The sequence below is a fragment of the Fusobacterium perfoetens ATCC 29250 genome (genome assembly GCF_000622245.1).
Taxonomy (GTDB): Bacteria; Fusobacteriota; Fusobacteriia; order Fusobacteriales; family Fusobacteriaceae; genus Fusobacterium_B; species Fusobacterium_B perfoetens.
Genome location: NZ_JHXW01000006.1, coordinates 90,661 through 111,722 on the forward strand (window position 1 = coordinate 90,661; position 21,062 = coordinate 111,722).

The 21,062-nt window shown below is 26.4% G+C and carries 18 protein-coding genes; 13 read left to right on the forward strand and 5 right to left on the reverse strand.

Annotation, left to right across the window (positions count from 1 at the left end):
- The first annotated feature begins 37 nt into the window (after positions 1-37).
- The 12 genes from trmFO to T364_RS0103660 all read left to right on the forward strand — a co-directional run bounded on the left by trmFO (position 38) and on the right by T364_RS0103660 (position 12,234).
- On the forward strand, positions 38-1,351 hold the full coding sequence (gene trmFO, locus T364_RS0103605) for a methylenetetrahydrofolate--tRNA-(uracil(54)-C(5))-methyltransferase (FADH(2)-oxidizing) TrmFO (RefSeq protein ID WP_027128370.1): 1,314 nt from the start codon (positions 38-40) through the stop codon (positions 1,349-1,351).
- Positions 1,352-1,384: 33 nt separating this feature from the next.
- Positions 1,385-2,272 (forward strand): tyrosine-type recombinase/integrase, encoded by an 888-nt coding sequence (locus tag T364_RS10425; protein WP_245596588.1) that lies wholly within the window; start codon positions 1,385-1,387, stop codon positions 2,270-2,272.
- Between the two features lie 27 nt (positions 2,273-2,299).
- On the forward strand, positions 2,300-2,824 hold the full coding sequence (hslV, locus tag T364_RS0103615; RefSeq protein WP_035945318.1) for an ATP-dependent protease subunit HslV: 525 nt from the start codon (positions 2,300-2,302) through the stop codon (positions 2,822-2,824).
- Positions 2,825-2,838: 14 nt separating this feature from the next.
- Entirely contained in the window at positions 2,839-3,963 is a 1,125-nt protein-coding gene (gene yqeH / locus T364_RS0103620) for a ribosome biogenesis GTPase YqeH (protein WP_027128372.1), read from the forward strand.
- Positions 3,964-3,974: 11 nt separating this feature from the next.
- Positions 3,975-4,463 carry a hypothetical protein gene (locus T364_RS10430; RefSeq protein ID WP_051532635.1) on the forward strand — a complete coding sequence of 163 codons (489 nt, stop codon included), beginning with the start codon at positions 3,975-3,977 and terminating at the stop codon, positions 4,461-4,463.
- A 12-nt stretch (positions 4,464-4,475) separates the two neighbouring features.
- Complete coding sequence (locus tag T364_RS0103630; protein ID WP_027128373.1) at positions 4,476-5,870, forward strand: NAD(P)/FAD-dependent oxidoreductase; 1,395 nt, start codon at positions 4,476-4,478, stop codon at positions 5,868-5,870.
- A 9-nt stretch (positions 5,871-5,879) separates the two neighbouring features.
- A complete protein-coding gene (locus T364_RS10435; RefSeq protein WP_211249024.1) occupies positions 5,880-7,655 on the forward strand; it encodes a YgiQ family radical SAM protein in 1,776 nt (591 codons plus the stop codon).
- 88 nt (positions 7,656-7,743) lie between these two features.
- Positions 7,744-9,057: a ribosome biogenesis GTPase Der gene (gene der / locus T364_RS0103640; RefSeq protein ID WP_027128374.1), complete on the forward strand. Its 1,314-nt coding sequence runs from the start codon at positions 7,744-7,746 to the stop codon at positions 9,055-9,057.
- A 156-nt stretch (positions 9,058-9,213) separates the two neighbouring features.
- Positions 9,214-9,615, forward strand: a complete 402-nt coding sequence (locus T364_RS10440; RefSeq protein WP_035945303.1) for a hypothetical protein — start codon at positions 9,214-9,216, stop codon at positions 9,613-9,615.
- 219 nt (positions 9,616-9,834) lie between these two features.
- Complete coding sequence (locus T364_RS0103650) at positions 9,835-10,494, forward strand: response regulator transcription factor (protein ID WP_027128375.1); 660 nt, start codon at positions 9,835-9,837, stop codon at positions 10,492-10,494.
- A 1-nt stretch (position 10,495) separates the two neighbouring features.
- A complete protein-coding gene (locus tag T364_RS0103655; RefSeq protein ID WP_027128376.1) occupies positions 10,496-11,830 on the forward strand; it encodes a sensor histidine kinase in 1,335 nt (444 codons plus the stop codon).
- Positions 11,827-12,234: a hypothetical protein gene (locus T364_RS0103660; RefSeq protein ID WP_027128377.1), complete on the forward strand. Its 408-nt coding sequence runs from the start codon at positions 11,827-11,829 to the stop codon at positions 12,232-12,234. Before T364_RS0103655 ends, T364_RS0103660 begins: the two co-directional genes overlap by 4 nt.
- Positions 12,235-12,272: 38 nt before the next feature.
- Here T364_RS0103660 and aroF read toward each other — a convergent pair whose 3' ends face one another.
- From aroF to T364_RS0103680, 4 genes are read right to left on the reverse strand one after another with little or no spacing between them, the layout of a single operon-like run.
- The gene (aroF, locus tag T364_RS0103665) at positions 12,273-13,295 is read right to left on the reverse strand and encodes a 3-deoxy-7-phosphoheptulonate synthase (RefSeq protein WP_027128378.1); all 1,023 of its coding nucleotides are present in this window, start codon (positions 13,293-13,295) and stop codon (positions 12,273-12,275) included.
- A 55-nt stretch (positions 13,296-13,350) separates the two neighbouring features.
- A complete protein-coding gene (locus tag T364_RS0103670; RefSeq protein WP_027128379.1) occupies positions 13,351-16,134 on the reverse strand; it encodes an ATP-dependent DNA helicase in 2,784 nt (927 codons plus the stop codon).
- A 20-nt stretch (positions 16,135-16,154) separates the two neighbouring features.
- A complete protein-coding gene (locus T364_RS0103675; RefSeq protein WP_027128380.1) occupies positions 16,155-17,483 on the reverse strand; it encodes a Na+/H+ antiporter NhaC family protein in 1,329 nt (442 codons plus the stop codon).
- Between the two features lie 14 nt (positions 17,484-17,497).
- The gene (locus T364_RS0103680; protein WP_027128381.1) at positions 17,498-18,415 is read right to left on the reverse strand and encodes an AEC family transporter; all 918 of its coding nucleotides are present in this window, start codon (positions 18,413-18,415) and stop codon (positions 17,498-17,500) included.
- A 160-nt stretch (positions 18,416-18,575) separates the two neighbouring features.
- Here T364_RS0103680 and T364_RS0103685 point away from each other — a divergent pair, with 160 nt between their 5' ends.
- Positions 18,576-19,937, forward strand: coding sequence for an MATE family efflux transporter (locus T364_RS0103685; protein WP_027128382.1), 1,362 nt, complete (start codon positions 18,576-18,578; stop codon positions 19,935-19,937).
- Between the two features lie 56 nt (positions 19,938-19,993).
- Here T364_RS0103685 and T364_RS0103690 read toward each other — a convergent pair whose 3' ends face one another.
- On the reverse strand, positions 19,994-20,962 hold the full coding sequence (locus tag T364_RS0103690) for a P1 family peptidase (protein WP_027128383.1): 969 nt from the start codon (positions 20,960-20,962) through the stop codon (positions 19,994-19,996).
- Positions 20,963-21,062 lie beyond the last annotated feature (100 nt).

Below are 21,062 nucleotides of genomic sequence, written 5' to 3' on the forward strand. Positions count from 1 at the left end.
ATGTACGAGTGTGTAAAAAAATTAGATAGGAGAATGTATGGATAGAGAAGTAATTATTGTAGGAGCTGGACTTGCTGGTAGTGAGGCTGCTTATCAACTAGCTCAAAGAGGAATACATGTAAAACTTTATGAAATGAGACCAAAAATTTCTACAGAAGCCCATAAAACAGAAAATTTTGCTGAACTTGTTTGTAGTAATTCTTTAGGGGGAGACCATTTAGGAAATGCCAGTGGACTTATGAAAGAGGAGCTTAGACTTTTTGGTTCTTTACTTATTAAAGTAGCTGATGAATTTAGAGTACCAGCTGGACAAGCTCTTGCTGTTGATAGAACTCTTTTTTCTGAAAAAGTAACTGAAATTTTAAAAAATCATCCAAATATAGAGATTATTAATGAAGAATTAAAAGAGATTCCAATGGATAAAATAGTTCTTTTAGCAAGTGGACCTCTTACATCTTTTGAACTTTCACAAAACATTAAAAATCTTACAAAAGATGAATATTTATATTTCTATGATGCTGCTGCTCCTATTGTAACATTTGAATCAATAGATAAAGAAAAAGTATATTTCCAATCTCGTTATGACAAAGGAGATGGAGAATATATAAACTGTCCAATGACAGAGGAAGAATACAATAGATTTTATGAAAATTTAATTACAGCTGAAAGAATACCTCTTAAAAAATTTGAAGAGGAAAAATTATTTGAAGCTTGTATGCCTGTTGAAAGGATAGCAGGACGTGGAATAAAAACTCTTTTATATGGTCCATTAAAACCAAAAGGACTTACAAACCCTAGAACAAATATGAGAGATTATGCAGTAGTTCAACTTAGACAAGATGATAAAGAGGGAAAAATGTATAACCTTGTAGGTTTCCAAACTAATCTTAAATGGGGAGAGCAAAAGAGAGTATTTTCAATGATACCTGGACTTGAAAATGCTGAATTTGTAAGATATGGAGTTATGCACAGAAATACTTTTATAAATTCTCCAAAAGTTTTAACTACATCATTAAATCTTAAAGAATATGATAATATATATTTTGCTGGACAAATTACAGGTAGTGAAGGATATGTATGTGCTATAGCTACAGGACTTATGGCAGCAATAAATATTTATAATAGATTAGAAGGAATAGAGCCTTTAGTATTAGAAGATGTATCTTCAATAGGAGCTATTATTAAATATATTACAGAGGAGAAAAAAGACTTTCAACCTATGGGACCAAATTTTGGTATGATTAGAGATTTAGAAGGTAAAAAAATCAGAGATAAAAGAGAGAGATACAATAAAATTTCTCAAAGAGCTATTGAATATTTAAAGGAAAATTTTCCTGAATATATAAAATAAAATATGATAAAATGTTATTATGGAGGTGATATTTTGGAAAAACTTATAAAAGATTTTTTGTTCTATTCAGAATTTACAATTAGAAAAAAAGATAGTAGTATAAAATCTTTAAAAAAAGATTTAGAACAACTTCTAGAATATTCCCTTGAAAATAATATTACAGATATTAAAAAAATATCATCTACTGATATTAGAGATTTTTCTCTAAAACTTCAAAGAGATAATGTTACTAAAAGAAGTCTTAGTAGAAAATTGTCATCTATTAGGGTATTTTTTAGGTATCTTATGGATAATAAAATCATTGATAGAAACCCAATGACACCAATAAAGACACCAAATTTTAATATAGAAAATCCTGAGATTTTATCATTAGATGAAATAAATATTTTAAAAAATTCTATGGATACTTCTAAATGTAATGGTATAAGAGATAGACTTATTTTAGAATTACTTTTTTCCTCAGGGATAACACCTATTGAACTTATAAATCTAAGTGAAAGAGCTATAAAGATAGAAGAAAGAGAGGCTATTATTTCTAATGGAAAAGAGATTAGACGGGTATTTTTTAGTGAAACTACTAGAAAATATTTAAAATTATATTTAGAAGCTAAAAAAATAAAGTATAAAGATAAATATAATGAAGATATTATTTTTGTAAATGGTTCTGGAGATAGATTAAGTGATAGGTCCTTAAGAAGATTATTAGTTAGATATGGAAAGAGAGCAGGTATTCAAAAAGAGGTAAATCCATTTATATTTAGACATACTTTTGGAGCTTATATGCTTTCTCATGGAATGAGCATCTATCATTTAAAAAAACTTATGGGACACTTAAATATAGAAACAACTAAAATTTATCAAGAACTTATAAAAAAACCTATTGTTTTAAAAAGTTTAAATATTATAGATAGTAATTCATAAAAATGGAGGTATATTTTTGTGGAAAAAATGAAAGCAACTACAATTTTGATTGTAAAAAAAGGTGAAAATGTAGCTATAGCTGGAGATGGACAAGTTACTTTAGGAGATACTATTGTAAAATCAAAGGCTAGAAAAATTCGTAAAATAAAAGAACATAATATTCTTTTAGGTTTTGCTGGAATAGCTTCTGATGCCTTTGTGTTAGAAGAAAAATTTGAACAATACCTTGATGAATATAGAGGTAATTTAAAAAAAGCAGCTGTTGAATTAGCAAAAGATATTAGAAATGATAAATTCCAAAGAGTTATGGAAGCAGCCCTTGTAGTTGGTGGAAAAGATGGAATTTATTCTATATCTGGTAACGGTGATATATTAGAACCTGAAGAAGATTTAATTGCTATTGGTAGTGGTGGAAACTATGCTTATGCTTCTGGGTTAGCCCTACTAAAACATACAAATATGACAGTTTCTGAAATAGCCCGTGAATCTTTAAATATAGCTAGTTCTATATGTATATATACAAGTTCTAATATTATAGTAGAAGAAATTTAATTTTTGGAGGATATATGGCAAAATTCTGTGTAGGTTGTGGAGTAGAATTACAAGGAATTGATAAAAATAAAGAGGGATTTTTACCTTTATCTGTTTTAGAAAAAGAGGAAAATCAAGTGAAAGATTTATATTGTCAAAGATGTTTTAAAATAAAAAACTATGGAGAATATATACCTATTACTCTTACAAGAGCTGATTATAGAAAAGAAGTTCATGAAACTTTAAAAGAAGCTGATGTAGCTGTGGCTATATTTGATGCCATAGATTTTGAAGGTTCTTTTGATTATGAAATTTTAGATATTTTAAGAGAGATGGATTCAATAGTAGTTTTAAATAAAATAGATTTAATCCCTGATGATAAACACCCATCAGAAGTAGCTGATTGGATAAAATATCGTCTTGGTGAAGAAGGAATAGCTCCTCTTGATGTAGCTATTGTAAGTAGTAAAAAAGGTTATGGAATAAGTGGAATTTATAAAAAACTTAATCACTTTTTCCCTGATGGTGTAACTGCTATAATCTTAGGAGTTACAAATGTAGGAAAATCTAGTATTATAAATAGAATTATTGGAAAAAATATAGCTACTGAATCAAAATATCCTGGAACTACATTAAAAAGTTCTAAGAAAAAAATTACTAATGGAAATATAACATTAATAGATACTCCAGGATTAATTCCTGAGGGAAGATTTTCTGATTTAGTTTGTGAAAAATGTAATCTTGATATAGTTCCATCAATGGAAATTTCAAGAAAAACATATAAGACTGGAAAAGATAGAGTAATATTTATAGGAGGACTTGTAAAAATAAGAGTACTTAGTGAAAATGAATTTGACCCTATTTTCTCTGTGTATGCTTCTAAAAATATAACTTATCATGACACAAATTTAGAAAAAGCTCAAGAGTTAGAAACTTCTAATAGAAGAGATTTATTCTATCCACCTTGTGAAGAATGTTATACAAATCCAGATTTAAAAGATTTAATAACAGAAGAATTTGTAGTAGAAAGTGGGGAAGAATTAGTTTTTAAAGGACTGGCTTGGTTATCTGTAAAAAGAGGTCCTCTTCACTTAGAAATTACTTATCCTAAAAAAGGTGAAATTATCACTAGAAGAGCATTTATTAAACCAAAAAGATAATAGGTGATGATATGACGCTTAATTCTTTAAAAGAAAAAGGATATTATATTGAAATTGTTATTATTATAGTATCTATTATATTTTTAGGAATTTATTTTTTAAAACCTAGTTTTTATGAAATAAAGTATGTAAAAAAGGCTGAAATTGTAGAAAAAAATCTTATAGAACTTAGAGTAGCTCTTGAAAAATACTATCAAGTAGCTGGACATTATCCTGAACTTACTAAAGAAGGAGCTGCTGATAATTTAAGAATTTTAGATTATACAAATAAAAAAGGAATTCTTATTTCTTTTGCTGATATTTATGGAAGTGATTCTTTAAAACCTACAGAAGATACAGAAAAATTAATAAGAACTAATAAAGTCATAGATACAAATGATTTTAAAAATGCTGAATTAAATGGTGGTTGGTTGTATGACGCATCTGGTAAAACAGGAGAGATTCATCCAAATTTACCCCAAAATGCTTATTTTCAAAATATTATTTGGACTAGAAGATAAATAGGAGGATAAATGAAATACGATATAATTTTTCTTGGTGGTGGACAAGCTGGAATATTTGGAGCTTATAAAGCTATAACAAAAAATCCAGATTTAAAAGTTTTAGTAATTGATAAAGGAAAAATGTTAAAAAATAGAGTTTGTCCAAAGGAACTTACAGGAAAATGTGCTAACTGCCCTACTTGTGCTATTATTTATGGAATAAGTGGAGCTGGAGCTTTCTCTGACTCAAAATTTAATATGGATTATAAAGTTGGAGGAGATGTACACAAAGTTACAGGAAAAGAAATTGTTAATGAAACTATAAAAGATGTTGTAAATATATATAGAAAATTTGGATTTAATGAAGAACCTGCTGGTCTTAAATATAATCCAGCTATGATAGAGATAAAAAGAAAATGTATAGAAAATAGAGTTCAACTTATTGATACTCCTACTATGCATTTAGGAACTGATGGTTCTAGAAAATTATATACAAAACTTATAGATTTTCTTTTAGAAAAAGGTGTAGAATTTAAAGTTGAAAGAGATATAGAAGAACTTCTTATAAAAGATGGAAAAATTTATGGAGCTAAAGTTTTATACAAAGGTGAGCCTGAGGAATATTATTCTGATAATGTTTTACTTGCTATGGGTAGAAGTGGAGCTCAAAAAGTTATGGAAATGTGCCATAAATCTGGAGTTAAATGTTCTAATGGAGCTATTGACGTAGGTGTTAGAGTAGAAATTCCTGATATTGTTATGAAAGAAATAAATGAAAATTTCTATGAAGCTAAAATGATATATTATTCAAAAACTTATAAAGATAAAATGAGAACTTTCTGTAGTAATCCTAGTGGATTTATAGCTATGGAAAAACATGCTGATGATGTAGTTTTAGCCAATGGACATGCTTATAAAAATAAAAAATCTCAAAATACAAACTTGGCTTTATTATGTACAAAAACATTTACAGAACCTTTTGATAAACCATTTGAGTATGCCACAGCTATAGCAAAAATGTCATCAATGCTTACAGGTGGAAAACTTCTTCTTCAATCTTATGGAGATTTAAAAGAGGGAAAACGTTCTACTGAAGAAAAATTAGAAAGACTTAATATTGTCCCAACTACTTCTGATTATGTAGCTGGAGATATTTCTCTTGCTTGTCCAAAGAGAATATTAGATAATATTATCGAATTTATAGAAGCTCATGATAAAATTACTCCAGGATTTGCTTCTGCTGATTTACTTCTTTATTTCCCAGAAATAAAATTCAGAAGTACAAGAATGGATATTGATTCTAATATGATGACTAATATAGATGGACTTTATGCTGCTGGAGATGGTTCTGGTTATGGTAGTGGATTAAATATTGCTGCTGTAATGGGGATATTGGCTGTTAGACATATGCTAACTAGAATATAAAGGAAGGAAATTATGTTTTTACCTACTACTTTAGAAGAAGTAAAAAAATTAGGTTGGGATTCTCTTGATGTAATTCTTATATCAGGAGATACCTATATTGATTCATCATATAATGGAACTGCTCTTATTGGAAAATGGCTAGTAAAAAATGGCTATAAGGTTGGAGTTATTGCTCAACCTGATATAAATTTTCCAGATGATATTACTCGTCTTGGTGAGCCAAAACTTTATTGGGGAGTTTCTGCTGGTTGTGTTGATTCAATGGTAGCCAACTATACAGCTACAAAAAAAAGAAGACATAAAGATGACTTCACTCCTGGTGGAGAAAATAATCGTCGTCCTGATAGAGCTTCAATAGTTTATACAGGACTTATTAGAAGATTTTTTAAAAATAGTAAAACTCCTATTGTGTTAGGGGGAATAGAGGCAAGCCTTAGAAGAATTACTCATTATGATTATTGGTCTAATAATCTTCGTCGTTCTCTTATTTTTGATGCTAAAGCTGATATTCTTTCTTATGGAATGGGGGAGAAATCTATGCTTTCTCTAGCTGATGCCATAAAAAATAATAAAGATTGGAGAAATATTCGTGGACTTGCTTATATCTCTAAAGAAGCAAATCCAGACTATATTACAGTTCCATCTTTTGAAGAATGTGTTGAAGATAAATTTAAATTTATAGAGATGTTTAATATTTTCTATAAAAATTGTGACCCAATTACAGCTAAAGGATTAAATCAAAAACATGGAGATAGATGGCTTATACAAAATCCACCATCTGAAACTTTTTCTCAAGAATTACTTGATGAGATTTATGGTTTAGATTATGAAAGAGATGTTCATCCATATTATAAAGCTCAAGGTTTTGTAAGAGCTATTGACACTATAAAATATTCTCTTACAACTCATAGAGGTTGTTATGGGGAATGTAATTTCTGTGCTATTGCTATTCACCAAGGGAGAACAGTTTCATCTCGTAGTGAAGAATCAATACTAAAAGAGATAAAAGATATTACTAAGGATAAAAAATTTAAAGGTCATATATCAGACTTAGGTGGGCCTACTGCTAATATGTATCAAATGGAGTGTAGTAAAAAATTAAAGTTTGGAGCTTGTAGTGATAAAAGATGTCTTTATCCAAATGTTTGCCCAGCTCTTAAACCTAACCACAAAAAACAAATTGATATTTTGACAAAAGTAAGAAATCTTGATAAAATAAAAAAAGTGTTTATTGCTTCTGGTATAAGATATGACTTAATACTAGGAGATAAAGTAAATGGTGATAAATATTTAGAGGAGATTGTAGCTCATCATGTATCTGGACAGATGAAAATTGCTCCAGAACATACAGAAGATAAAATTCTTGATTTAATGGGAAAACCTGGAAAAAATGAACTTATTAAATTTAAAAGAAGATTTTATGAATTAAATAAAAAGTTAGATAAAAAACAATTTTTAACTTACTATTTAATAGCTGCTCATCCAGGTTGTAATGAAAAAGATATGTTAGATTTAAAGATTTTTGCTTCTGAAGAATTAAAAATAAGTCCTGAGCAAGTCCAAATCTTTACACCTACACCATCTACTTATGCTACTTTGATGTATTATACAGAAATAAATCCTTTTACAGGAAAGAAAATATTTGTAGAAAAGGATAATGGTAAAAAAGAAAAACAAAAAAATATTATTATTCCTAAACCTACATTAAATAAAGATAAAAAAGTTTTATCAAATAAATCTGATAAAAATAATTTTAAAAATAAAAATTTCAAAAAAACTAGATAATAAATTTAATTTCATATCTTAAATCCTGAACCCTTTAAGATAAAAAACTTAAATTTTTATTATAAAAAATTTGTATAAAGGAGGAAATATGAAACCAATTGTTGCTATTATTGGAAGACCTAATGTTGGAAAATCTACTCTTTTTAATAAGCTAGTTGGAGATAGAGTTGCTATTGTTGATGACCAACCAGGTGTTACAAGAGATAGACTTTATAGAGACACTGAATGGAATGGAAGAGAATTTGTTTTAGTTGACACTGGAGGACTAGAACCTAGAAATAATGATTTTATGATGACAAAAATAAAAGAACAAGCTGAGGTTGCTGTTACTGAAGCTGATGTAATTTTATTTGTTGTTGATGGAAAAGCTGGACTTACAGCTTTAGATGAAGAGGTAGCTTACTATCTTAGAAAAAAAACAAAACCTGTTATTCTTTGTGTAAATAAAATAGATAACTATACAGAACAACAAGATGATTTAATAGATTTCTGGGCTTTAGGGTTTGATAATCTTATAGGAATTTCGGCTGAACATAAAACAAACTTAGGAGATATGTTAGACTTAGTTGTTGAATTAATAGATACTGTTGAAATTCCAGAAGAAGAGGAAGATGGATTAAAAATTGCTATCATTGGAAAACCTAATGCTGGAAAATCTTCTCTTGTTAATAAATTATGTGGAAAAAATAGAGCTATTGTAAGTAATATTGCTGGAACTACAAGAGATGCTATTGACACTCCTGTAATGTTCAATGAAAATAAATATATTTTGATTGATACTGCTGGAATTAGAAGAAAATCTAAAGTTGAAGAAGCTTTAGAGTATTATTCAGTATTAAAAGCTTTAAAAGCTATAAAAAGAGCTGATGTATGTTTCTTATTATTTGATGGTAAAGAGGGACTTACTGAACAAGATAAAAGAATAGCTGGTATTGCTCATGAAGAAAAGAAACCAATAGTTATAGTTGTTAATAAATGGGACTTAATAGAAAAATCTAAGGATACTATGAAAGAGATGAAAGAAAGTTTACTTGCTGAGTTACCTTTCCTTTCTTATGCTCCTATTGAATTTATTTCAGCTTTAACAGGACAAAGAACTATAAATCTTTTTGAAATAGCTGATAATATTTATGAAGAATATACTAGAACTATCTCTACAGGACTTCTTAATACTGTTATTAATGAAGCTGTTATTATGAATCCACCACCTACAAGAAAAGGTAGAGTTACTAAAATCAATTATGCTACTCAAGTTGGTACTGCACCACCTAAATTTGTTTTATTCTGTAACTATCCAGAGCTTGTACACTTCTCATACTCTAGATATATAGAAAATAAATTAAGAGAAGCATTTGGATTTGAAGGTTCTCCAATAGAAATTGCTTTTGAAAAGAAAAATTAATTTTTTAAATTTTAAGCTGTTATAAAAATTTATAACAGCTTTTTTTATAATTTTATAAAATATTTTGTTCATATTTTAGTAATTTTTCTATTGTCATTTTCATGTCACACTCCTAAAATAAAATTGTTTTAACAAATAAAATAAGAGGTGATATTTATGAAAAAACAAATTTTAGCAGGATTATTTATTCTTTCCACAATAGCTTTAGCACATCCAACAAAGATACAAGGAACTCACAAATATAAAAAACAATTTGAGTGTTCTCAATATAGTAATTTTAAATCAAAAAAAATGTCTAATTGTTTAAGTCCTGAATTACAAAAAGAAGTAAAAAAAACTAACTTAGAAATTCAAGAAAAAGAGATTCAAGTAAAAAGACTTATATTAGAAGAAAAAATAGATTGGAATAAAGTTGAAGAACTAAATAAAGAAATTGCTTTAGAAAGAGCTAAACTAAAAACAAAAATGCAAAAATATTTTGTAGAAAATCCAATTCCTGAACCAATTAAAGTTCGCCAAGTTGAAGAAAATCCTTTAAAAGTTCAAAATAAAGAATAATTTGACATAAATTTGACATAGATTTTTTTTAAACTTAATATATAAATTATATATTTGTTCCATTGCCTAAAAAACTTATTATATAAAATGTACGTATAACTTAAATCTATTAAGTATATAATTTATAAAAATTAAAAAATAGGAGATGATAGCTTTCTTCTCCTATTTTTGTTACAATTATAATATAGATAAACTTATAAAAATTTTCAAGGAGTTTTTATGGAAAATAAAGTACTTATTGTTGAAGATGAAGTAAAATTAAGAAGAATAATGAAAGATTTTCTACAAAAAGAAAATTATAAAGTTATTGAAAGTGGTGATGGAATAGAAGCTGTAGATTTATTTTTTTCTGAAAAACCTGACATTATAGTTCTTGATGTTATGTTACCAGGGCTTAATGGTTTTGAAGTTCTAAAAGAAATAAGAGAAATTGATAAAACAATTCCTGTAATTATGCTTACAGCTCGTGGAAATGAAGATGATGTATTAAAAGGTTATGAATTAAAAGTAGATGAATATATTGTAAAACCAGTAAGCCTTAAAGTTTTAGTTGCAAAAATTAAAGCTTTTTTAAGAAATAAAACTACTTTCGAGACTATAATTTTTGGTGGACTTAACATTAATGTGGAAAGTATGGAAATCTCTTTAGATGGAATTCCTATCGATTTATCTTCAAAAGAATTTGAATTGCTTATGTTTTTAATAAAAAATAGAAATCAAGTTCTTACTAGAGATAAAATTATTACTTCTCTTTGGGGATATGATTATGAAGGAGATTTAAGAGCAGTTGACTCTCAAATAAAAAGACTTAGAAAAAAATTAAATGGAAGATATATTGTTACTGTAAGAGGAGTAGGTTATAAAATAGAGGAGGAATAATATGAAAATTAAAACTAAAATACTTTTACTTACCTCCTCGATTATTACAGTTATTTTAGTCTCAATATTAGGATTTAATCAATTTGCTTTTGAAAAATATTATCTTAATATAAAAAAGAAAAAACTTCTTTCTGTTGTAGATTTTATAAAAAAGCCTGATTTTTTTGTAGATTTTACAAAATTAGAAGAAGAAAATAATATTAAAATTTTTCTTACAAAACATGAATTTTTAGATGAAAGTAATTTTCCTCTAACTAAAAATGAAATTAAAGATATTTTTGAAAATGAAGATATTATTTATAAAATCACTAATGAAAAATATTCACCAGATAAAAAATTATTACTTGTTACAAAGTATGATAAAGAACTTTTAATGGTTATGGTTTCTCCCCTAAGTACTGTTATAGAACCAGTTGAAATAATAAATGGAATTTATATAAAATTAATTTTATTTGCTTTGGCTTTTGGTTATCTTATGTCATTATTACTTACAAAAATTTTAAGTAATCCTATTATTTCTATGGGAAATACTGCTAAAAAAGTAGCTGAGCTTGATTTTTCTGAAAGATTTAATTTTTCTAGTAATGATGAAATAGGAGAGTTAGGAAGAAACCTTAATATAATGGAAGAAAATCTTAAGAAAAATTTTGAATTATTAAAAAAAGATATAGAAATAGAAAAAGAAAATGAAAAAACTAGAAAACAATTTATATCTAATATAAGCCATGAATTAAAAACTCCAATAGCTATTATTAATAACTATACAGAGGGACTTCGTGAAGGGATAGCTGATGATGAGGAAACAAGAAATTTTTATTTAGATACTATTTTAGAAGAAACTGAAAATATGAGTAATCTTGTTAATTCATTATTATTTTTATCCCGTTCTGAAAGAAACTTTATGGAATTTAATACCACAAATTTTGATATAAAAAATATTATTAATAACGAAATAGATAGATTAAGCAAAATATATCCAAATAAAATTTTTACAAGCAATTTTAAAGGACATAAATTTATAGGAGATGCTAATACCTTCTCTGTTATTATTAGAAATCTTTTAGAAAATGCTTGTAAATATTCAGAAGATGATTTTATTTATATTTCTACTGATAATAATGGTTTTAAAATCTCAAATAAATCTTCTATTGATGAAAGTTTAATAGATAAAATTTGGATACCTTTTTATAGAATTGATTCTGTTAGAGATAGAGCTTCTGGTACAGGGTTAGGACTTGCTATTGTAAAAGAATTATTAGAAAAACAAAATTTTAAATTTGGTGCTTTTAAAGAAGATGATAATCTTGTATTTTGGATAAAAGGAGGAGAAAAATGAGACTATTAATAATTGGTATACTACTTGTTAATATGCCTTTTTTTTCTTTTGCTAAAGAATATTTTTCCAAAAAAGAATCTACTCGTCATGAGGTAGAAAAAATTATAGAAGAATTGCCTAAAGACAAAATTAATGAACTTCTTTTAATAAGAAAAAATATCATTGAAGATGAGATTGAATTTAAAAATAAATTAATCTCCTTAAGGTCTTTATCTAATAAAGCTATGCAAGAAAGAAATGAAGTAGAATATAAAGCTATTCTTTCTCAAATTAATGTATTAAAAAACGAAAGAAATATTGTAAGAGCTATTTATAAAAAACAAATAGAAAATATCTTACAAATTGAACTTCCTATAAATATTTATATGGAAGAAGAAAAATTTGAATATAAAGTGAGTATATAAAAAGTTGGGGTTATTGTACAATTCAATAACCCCATTTTTTATAAATTTTTCTTAAATTCAAAAGTTTTAAATATTTTTTTAGAGGTACTTTTAAATTGTTGAAAATCTAAAGTTTGAGCTCCATCAGACAATGCACAACATGGATTTTCATGAACTTCTATCATACAACCATTAGCTCCAGCCATAATACCAGCTAAAGTAATTGGTTCAACTAAATCTCTTATTCCTGTCCCATGACTTGCATCAATTAAAATAGGAAAATGACAAATTTCTTTTATAAGAGCAATGGCATTTATATCTATTGTATTTCTTGTCATTCTTTCAAAAGTTCTAATTCCTCTTTCACAAAGAATAATATTTTTATTTCCATAAGCAATCAAATATTCTACAGCCATTAAAAACTCTGTAATAGTAGCACTCATACCTCTTTTTAAAAGTATTGGTTTATCAACTTTTCCCAAATCTTTTAACAATGAAAAGTTTTGCATATTTCTTGTCCCAACCTGTAAAATATCAGCATATTTACAAATCATATCTATATTTTTTCCGTCCATTATCTCAGTACAAAGAATTAATCCATATTTATCACAAGCCTCCCTCATATAGATTAATCCCTCTTCCTCTAATCCTTGAAAATCATATGGAGAAGTTCTTGGTTTAAAAGCTCCACCTCTTAAAATTTTTCCACCATTTTTCTTTATTTCTTTAGCTATCTTCATAACCATCTCTCTATTTTCTACAGAGCATGGTCCTCCTATAAGAACAAAATCATCTCCACCAATTTCTACATCTTTAACTTTTATAACAGTATCTGATTTTTTAAACTCTCTACTAGAAAATTTATAAGGAACTGATATCTCTAAAATATCATCTATGACATCTTTTATCTCTTGATTATTCAAAAGTTCCTCTTTTAGATTTAATTTTTGATTTCCTAAAATCCCAAATTTTCTAATACCATTATCTTCAATATCTAAAACTCCAAGTTTTCTTTCTTCTATAAACTTTTTTATTTTATTTAACGATATCTCTTGTGTATTCTCTTTAAATTTTATATACATTATATTCCTCTTTCTATTTTAGTCTATTTTATATTATATAACTTTTTATTGAAAATCACAAAGTTTTTTCACAATATTTTCTTAAAAAACAGTTTTCACATCTTTCTTTTTTTAGTTCTTCAGTATTAAAATAATTGTTTAAAATTTTATTAGTAACAATATCAAAATTTTTAATAGTTTCAGTTATAGCTTCTTGACTAATATCTATTTCAAGTAATTTTCTATCTTCTCTTTCATTGATATAAAATAACCTAGCTCTTTTTACAGATTTTTTATACTTTTCACCTATTAAATAAGCATATATTCTAAGTTGTGCTTCATAACTACTTATATCTTGTGTTACTCTTCCTGTTTTAAAATCAATTATTTCAATTTCTCCATCTTTTTCAAGTACCAAATCAGCTATTCCCTCTATAATATAATTATCTCTTATAAAGGAAATTTTTATTTCATTTTCTTTTATAAAACTTGTTATATTTTTATATTCTGTAAAATATTTTATGATATTTTCTAGAAGTTTTGAAATAATTTTTTCATCTATTTTTATTGTATTTTGTCTTAAAATATTATTATAATTTTTATAATATTCCTCTTTAATTTCTTCAACTGTTATTAAATTATTTCTCTTTAAATTCTTATTTATATATTCTAAAGTATCATGAGCCAATACTCCGACTATAGCTTCTCTTGTGCTTTTTTCCACAAATTTATATTTTCTAAAGAAATTATATAATAGAGGACATTTTTCATATAAAGCTATATGAGAAGTAAAAGAAAATATATCTTTTCTTTTACTTTCATCTATTTTATCTATTTCCAATCTATGATATTTAAAATTCTCACTTCTTATATCATTTAATTCATCATAGACTTTTTTAAATATTGATTTAGGAACTTTATAATCTCCTTGACTTTCTATACATGTTAAAGCTAATAGATTTTTTGCTCTAGAAAATCCAGTATAATATAATCTATAAAAATCATAAATATCTACCTTTGATTTTGGCTCAAACTCCTCTAATATCTCAAACTCTAATTTTTTTTGTGGAGTATCAAAGACATGAGGTTCATTATCCAAAGAACCAATTATAACTATTGGAAATTCTAATCCCTTAGCTTGATGAATAGTTAAAAATGATACTGCTCCTTTTGGAGTTTCTTCGCTTTCATATTCATGGAGTTTTATTTCTTTTAAATATTTCAAATGGTAATTAAAAAAATAATCACTTACTTTCTTTAAATTTTCTCTATTAATATCTTTAATTTTACAAAGTATATCAAATTTTAATAAAATATCTGAAAATATCCCCAAATTATAAGTTGTTCTATTTTGTAAAATATCTTCTTCAAAAAGATTTATATATTTTAAAAAACATTTAAAATTAAAAAGATTATAGAATATGTCTAAAAAACTTCCTATTTTTTCTTGAGAATTTTCATTTTCTACCATATCAGTTATTTTTTCTCTAATATCTTTTATATACTCTACAGCCTCTTCATCTAATACTATTTCTTTTCTAGCATATATATAACATTCATTATAATATTGTTCTAAAAGATAGTCTTTTCCTTGATGAAAAATACAAAGTAAAAAACCTATCACAAATCTTATCTCATCTCTTTCAAAAAAATTTCCAGAACGAGGACAATAAACTTTTATTCCATTTCTTTCTAAATATTCTACTAAATATTTTATCTTACTATCTTTAAAACTTCTAAATAAAAAAGCTATTTGATTGTAATCATCTATTTTTCTACTAGCTTTTAGATAACTTATAAATTTATATATTTTTTCATTCCACTGTCTTTGAGAGCCATTTACAGATATTTTTACCACTCCACTACATTGGTTTATATCCTCTCTACCTGAAATAATTTCCTTTTTATATCTCCAATTATCCCAATTTGTTCCTTCCATCCAGTTTTCACAAAACTCTATTATATCTTGATTAGAACGATAATTTATATTAAGCTCTACTTTTTTACATTCTCCCTCTTTAAAGTTTTTTTGAAACTCTAATATATTTCTGACAGTTGCTCCACGAAATCTATATATTCCTTGGTCATCATCACCTACTACACAGATATTTTTTCTATCTCCCGCTATCAGAAAAAATAATTTTTCTTGTATTTTATTAGTATCTTGATATTCATCTATCATTATATACTTTATTTTTTCTTGTAACTTTCTTAATACTTCTGGATTTTCATTTAAAATTCTATAACATTCTAATTGAATATTTGAAAAATCTACTCCATTTTCCTCTCTCAAAAGCTCCACATATCTTTTATGTAATCTTTTTAAAAATTTTATATTCTCATCAGTAGTATCTACAATTTTCTTATTAGATAACCCCTCTTCATTTATTCTATCTATCCATTTTTGAAATTCTCCAGCTTTTTTCCAAGCTCCACTACTTTCTGTAGTCAATATAAATTCTCTATATCCCTCTATTTTTTCAAACTCTTTAATTTTTGAATAAATAAAAAATCTCTGCTCTAAATCATCAAATATTTTATAATTTTTTTCTAAAAATGAATATTCTAAATTTTCATCAATTATTCTTAAACAAATGGAATGTATAGTTCCAATATACATTCCACTTATATCCATAGTATTTTTTATTTTCTTAGATATTCTACTTATAAGTTCCTTTGAAGCTTTTTCTGTAAAAGTAGCAAGTAAAATATTTTCTGGCTCAACTTCTTTTTGATTTAATATATGAGCCACTCTCTCTATCATTGTTTTTGTTTTTCCGGAACCAGGACCAGCTATAACCAAAACAGGTCCATCTATTTGATTTACAACTTCCTTTTGTCTTTCATTAAGATTTTCCATTGCTAGTCCTCACTTTCTTTCTAAAATTCTTTATTTTTTAATATAAATCTATAATAAATATATGTACATAAAGGAATTAACCAAATATATACAGCAAAAGGAATAAATTGTACATTACTGATTCCAAGCATTGTACAAGGTACATAACAAGCTATATTTGTTGGAGTGATTGCTGGTAATACAATAGCTGTATTTTCTATATCCTTTGCTAAATCTTTTCTCTCTATTTTTTTATCATCATAAACACTTTCTATAATTTGTTCTGTCATTATAACAGCAATAGTTTGATTGGCTCCTACTATTCCTGTTATTATACTTACTAAAACTGTATTTTTAAATAATTCCCCTCTAGTTTTAACATTTTGAATTTTTGATTTTATATAATTTAAAATATTAAGTTGTTCAAAAACTCCAACTAAAGAACAAGATACAATTATAAGAGCTGAAGCATTTAACATTGATTTTACCCCTCCACCTTTTATAATTGTTTCTAAAGATGTTCCATTAAATTTATAAAAACCAAGTAATAAGTATTCAAATATTTTTAAAATATTTTCTCCCTGTACAAATATAGCTACTATTGAAGCTAAGATTATACTTACTGCCATAGATTTTCTTACATTTATTCTAAGCAAAGAGAAAATAATTATAGATATTACAGGGATAAATATAAATCTTACATCTATGTTATAAACATCTTCTAATAAAACTAAAAGATTACTTTCACTTGTATTTAAAACATAATTTTTTGAAAGGAAAATATAAAAAATGCTTGTTAAAATATATGGAATTATCATTGATTTTATCATATTTTTTAAGTTTGTATAAATATCTATTCCTGTAAGACTAGCCACAAGATTGGCACTTGAAGAAAGTGGTGACCATCTATCTCCAAAATATATTCCTGAAATTATTGTAGCTCCCACTATATTTACATCTATATTTCCACTTCTAGCAATAGCCATAAGAGCTACTCCTATTGTACTTACTGCTCCAAAGGAACTTCCTAAGAAAAAAGCTACAATACTTGTTATTAAAAATGAGAAAAATATAAAAAGATTAGGATTTATAAATTTTATTCCATAATAAATAATTCCTGGTATTGTTCCTGAAGCTAACCAACTAGCTGTCAAAGCTCCAACAAACATAAATACCATTAAAACTATTTTAGATTTTTTACTATATTCAATAGATACATTTACTATAGAATCTATTGTATTTTTCTTTTTTAAAGATAAAAGTATAAATAAAAAATATACTCCCATCACAATCAGACCTAAAGTAAATTTTGTCCAAAATACATAAAAAAATATCAATCCAAGTAACCCTAAAAAACCTATTTTTTTCATCTTTCTCCCCCATACTAAACTTTTAATATCATACACCAAATTGGTATAGTTATCATTGATAATATTGATGTTACCAATATACATTGTGTTGCAAAATCTACATCACCATTATATTTACTAGCTAGTATTGCTGATGTACTAGCTGCTGGCATTCCTGTTATCAATACTTGAACTCCAATTATGATATCATCAAAATTTAAAAGTTTTCCAACAATAAAAACTATTAATGGTAAAATTATAAGTCTTATACTTGAAAAAAATAAAATTATCTTTGAAAAGAAATCTTTAACATTTTTCATTTCTCCAAGTATAACTCCCACTAACATCATTGAAAAAGGTGTTGTAGTTTTCCCAATACTTTTTATAGCTCCTCCTAAAAATTCTGGAAAAGATATTTGAAATACCATTATTAAAATTCCTATATAAACAGTTACTAAACAAGGATGAGTAAGAATTTTTTTAATCAATTCTTTTTTAGAACTTGCATTGGTAAAATAAGCTAAACCTACTGACCATAAAAGAGCTCTTTGAGATATTAAAGATATAGCTCCATACATACAACCAATACTTCCATATATTCCATCTATTACAGCTATTCCCATAAAACCAGCATTTGAAAGAACTGTTACATATTTTAAAACTTTTTGTTTTTCTATATCTTGATTTCTATATATAAAAAAATTTATTCCAATAGCAAAAAATTGTATTCCTAAAGCTAAACAAAATAACTTTACAAAATTTACTAAAATATTCATATCTAACTCTGTTCTAAAAGAATCTATTATATTACAAGGAAGTATAATATTAATTAATAAATCTGTCATTACTTCCCCAGAAGTTTTAGGTATAATATTTTTCTTTCTTGCAAAAAAACCTGTAAGTATTAATAAAAACAACATTCCTTGTAATGAGATTATTTTATTAAAATCCATACCCTCACTTCCTTATTAAGTCTTTAAAAATCCCTTTATATCTCATTTTACTACATTTTTTTTCTTTTATCAATTTTTTAATAAATATTATATTTTATTTCTATTTTTTATGATAAAATATTTATGTATGAATTTTTTATTATGGAAGTGATTTATTTTTATGGAAACAATGAAAGCTAGTGAACGTTTGGGAACTGAACCTATTGGTAAATTAATTTTAAAACTTTCTATTCCAGCTGTTATAGCTCAAATAGTAAATGTTCTTTATAATATTATAGATAGAGTTTATTTAGGACATATTGAAGGAGTTGGGACTTTAGCTCTTACAGGAATAGGAGTTACTTTCCCTATAATTGTTGGAATATCAGCTTTTAGTGCTTTTGCTGGTTATGCTGGTGCCCCCCTTTCATCTATAGAATTAGGAAGAAAAAATTATAAAAAAGCTGAAAAAATTCTTGGAAATAGTGTCACTATTACTTTATTTTTTACTTTAATTATTCCCACAATAGTTTACATATTTAGAGAACAACTATTATTTAGTTTTGGAGCTAGTGAAAATATCTTACCCTACGCTTTAGATTATCTTAATATATATTTAATTGGAACCATTTTTGTTTTAATCGCCCTTGGACTTAATCCTTTCATTTCTAGTCAAGGTTTTCCAAAGGAAGCAATGTTTTCTATTCTTATAGGTGCTATTACAAATCTTATACTAGACCCTATTTTCATTTTTCAATTTCATATGGGAATTAGAGGAGCAGCATGGGCTACTGTTATTTCTCAAGGATTTAGTGCCTGTTGGATATTCTTCTTTCTAACCTCTAATAAATCAGTTATAAAAATAAAATTAAAAAATCTTATTCCTGATTTTAAAATTATAAAAAATATTCTTGTATTAGGTACCTCATCTTTTACAATGCAAATAACAGAAAGTATGTTAGGAGTAACTTTAAATAAAAGTCTTCAAATTCATGGAGGAGATTTATATGTAGGAGCTATGGCTATAGCTCAAAGTATAATGCAACTTATCTCTATCCCAATAAGAGGATTTACTTATGGTTCTCAACCTATAGTAAGTTATAATTTTGGAGCAAAAAATAAAGAAAGAGTTATGAAAGCTACCAAAATTATTGTTGGATATGCTACTTTTATTCTAGGTTTTTCTTCTCTATTAACAATAATATTTCCAGAATTTTTCTCATCAATGTTTACTAAAGACCCTGAACTTCTTGCTCTAATGGGAAAAACTCTTCCAGTTTATATGGGAGGAATGGTAATATTTGGAATACAAAATGGAGGACAAGCTGTATTTTTAGGAATTGGACTTGCTAAAACTTCAATATTCTTAGCATTATTTAGAAAAATTTTGCTTCTTATTCCTTTAGCTTTAATTTTACCTAATTATATGGGCGTTATGGGAGTTTTCTATGCAGAATTTATATCTGATACTCTTTCTGCTATAACAACACTATTTATATTTGTATTTATTTTTAAAAAAGTTGTAGATAAAAATATGCAATAAAATTTTATTTATAAAAATATTAAAAGGACTGTTATATTCTAACAATCCTTTTATTTTTATTTATTTAATTCTTCATAAGATTTTAAACCATAACTAGATTTTGCCTTTATTACTGCTCTATTTATAGCTTTTCCCATTACATAAGCTCCTAAACTTCCGATTATATCCACTGTAGTTTCTACTTCTCCTGTTCCTATAGTAAATATTGTATCTCCATCTAAAGATGTATGTACAGGACAAATTGCTCTTGCATATCCATTATGTGCCATTGAAGATATTTTTGTAGCTTGAGCTTTTGTTAAGTTTCCATTTGTAATTATACACCCTATTGTTGTATTTGTATTTTGAAATACATCTACATCTTTTCCTAAATCTTCCCACATAAGCTCTCTTGTACTTAATATTTTAGTTTTCTCCTCATTTAAAATTCCAGCTAATGGTTTATTAGTATTTACATCAATTACATCTCCTATAGCATTTACACTTACAATAGCTCCAACTTTTAATCTTCCAACTTGTACACAATAAACTCCAAGTCCTGATTTCATTGCTCTATCCATTCCCCTATATTTTCCAACAGAAGCCCCTGTTCCAGCCCCAAAATTTCCTTCTTGGATATTATTTTTTTCAGAATTACAACAAGCTTCATATCCCATATTTTTATCAGGTCTAATTTTAGAATTTCCAACAGCTAAATCAAAAAGAGAAGCTCCACAAACAATAGGTACAACTCCTACTCCAACTTGAAATCCTACTCCTCTTTCTTCTAAATATTTCATAACTCCACTAGATGCTTCTAATCCATAAGCACTTCCACCAGATAATACAATTCCATGAATTTTTTCTATAGTATTTATAGGATTTAAAAGTTCTGTTTCATGAGAAGCAGGTCCTCCACCTCTTACATCTACTCCAGCACAACCACCTTTTTCACATAAAATTACTGTGCAACCTGTTCCAGCTTCAAAATTTTGGGCATTACCTATTTTTATTCCATCTATTTCAGTTATATTTATCTCTTTCATTTTTCCCTCCTTTTTATATTTTAATTATATAAAAATTTTTATTTTTCTTCAATATTCACTTTTTATCAAAAAATAAAAAAGCAGTCAGACAACTGACTGT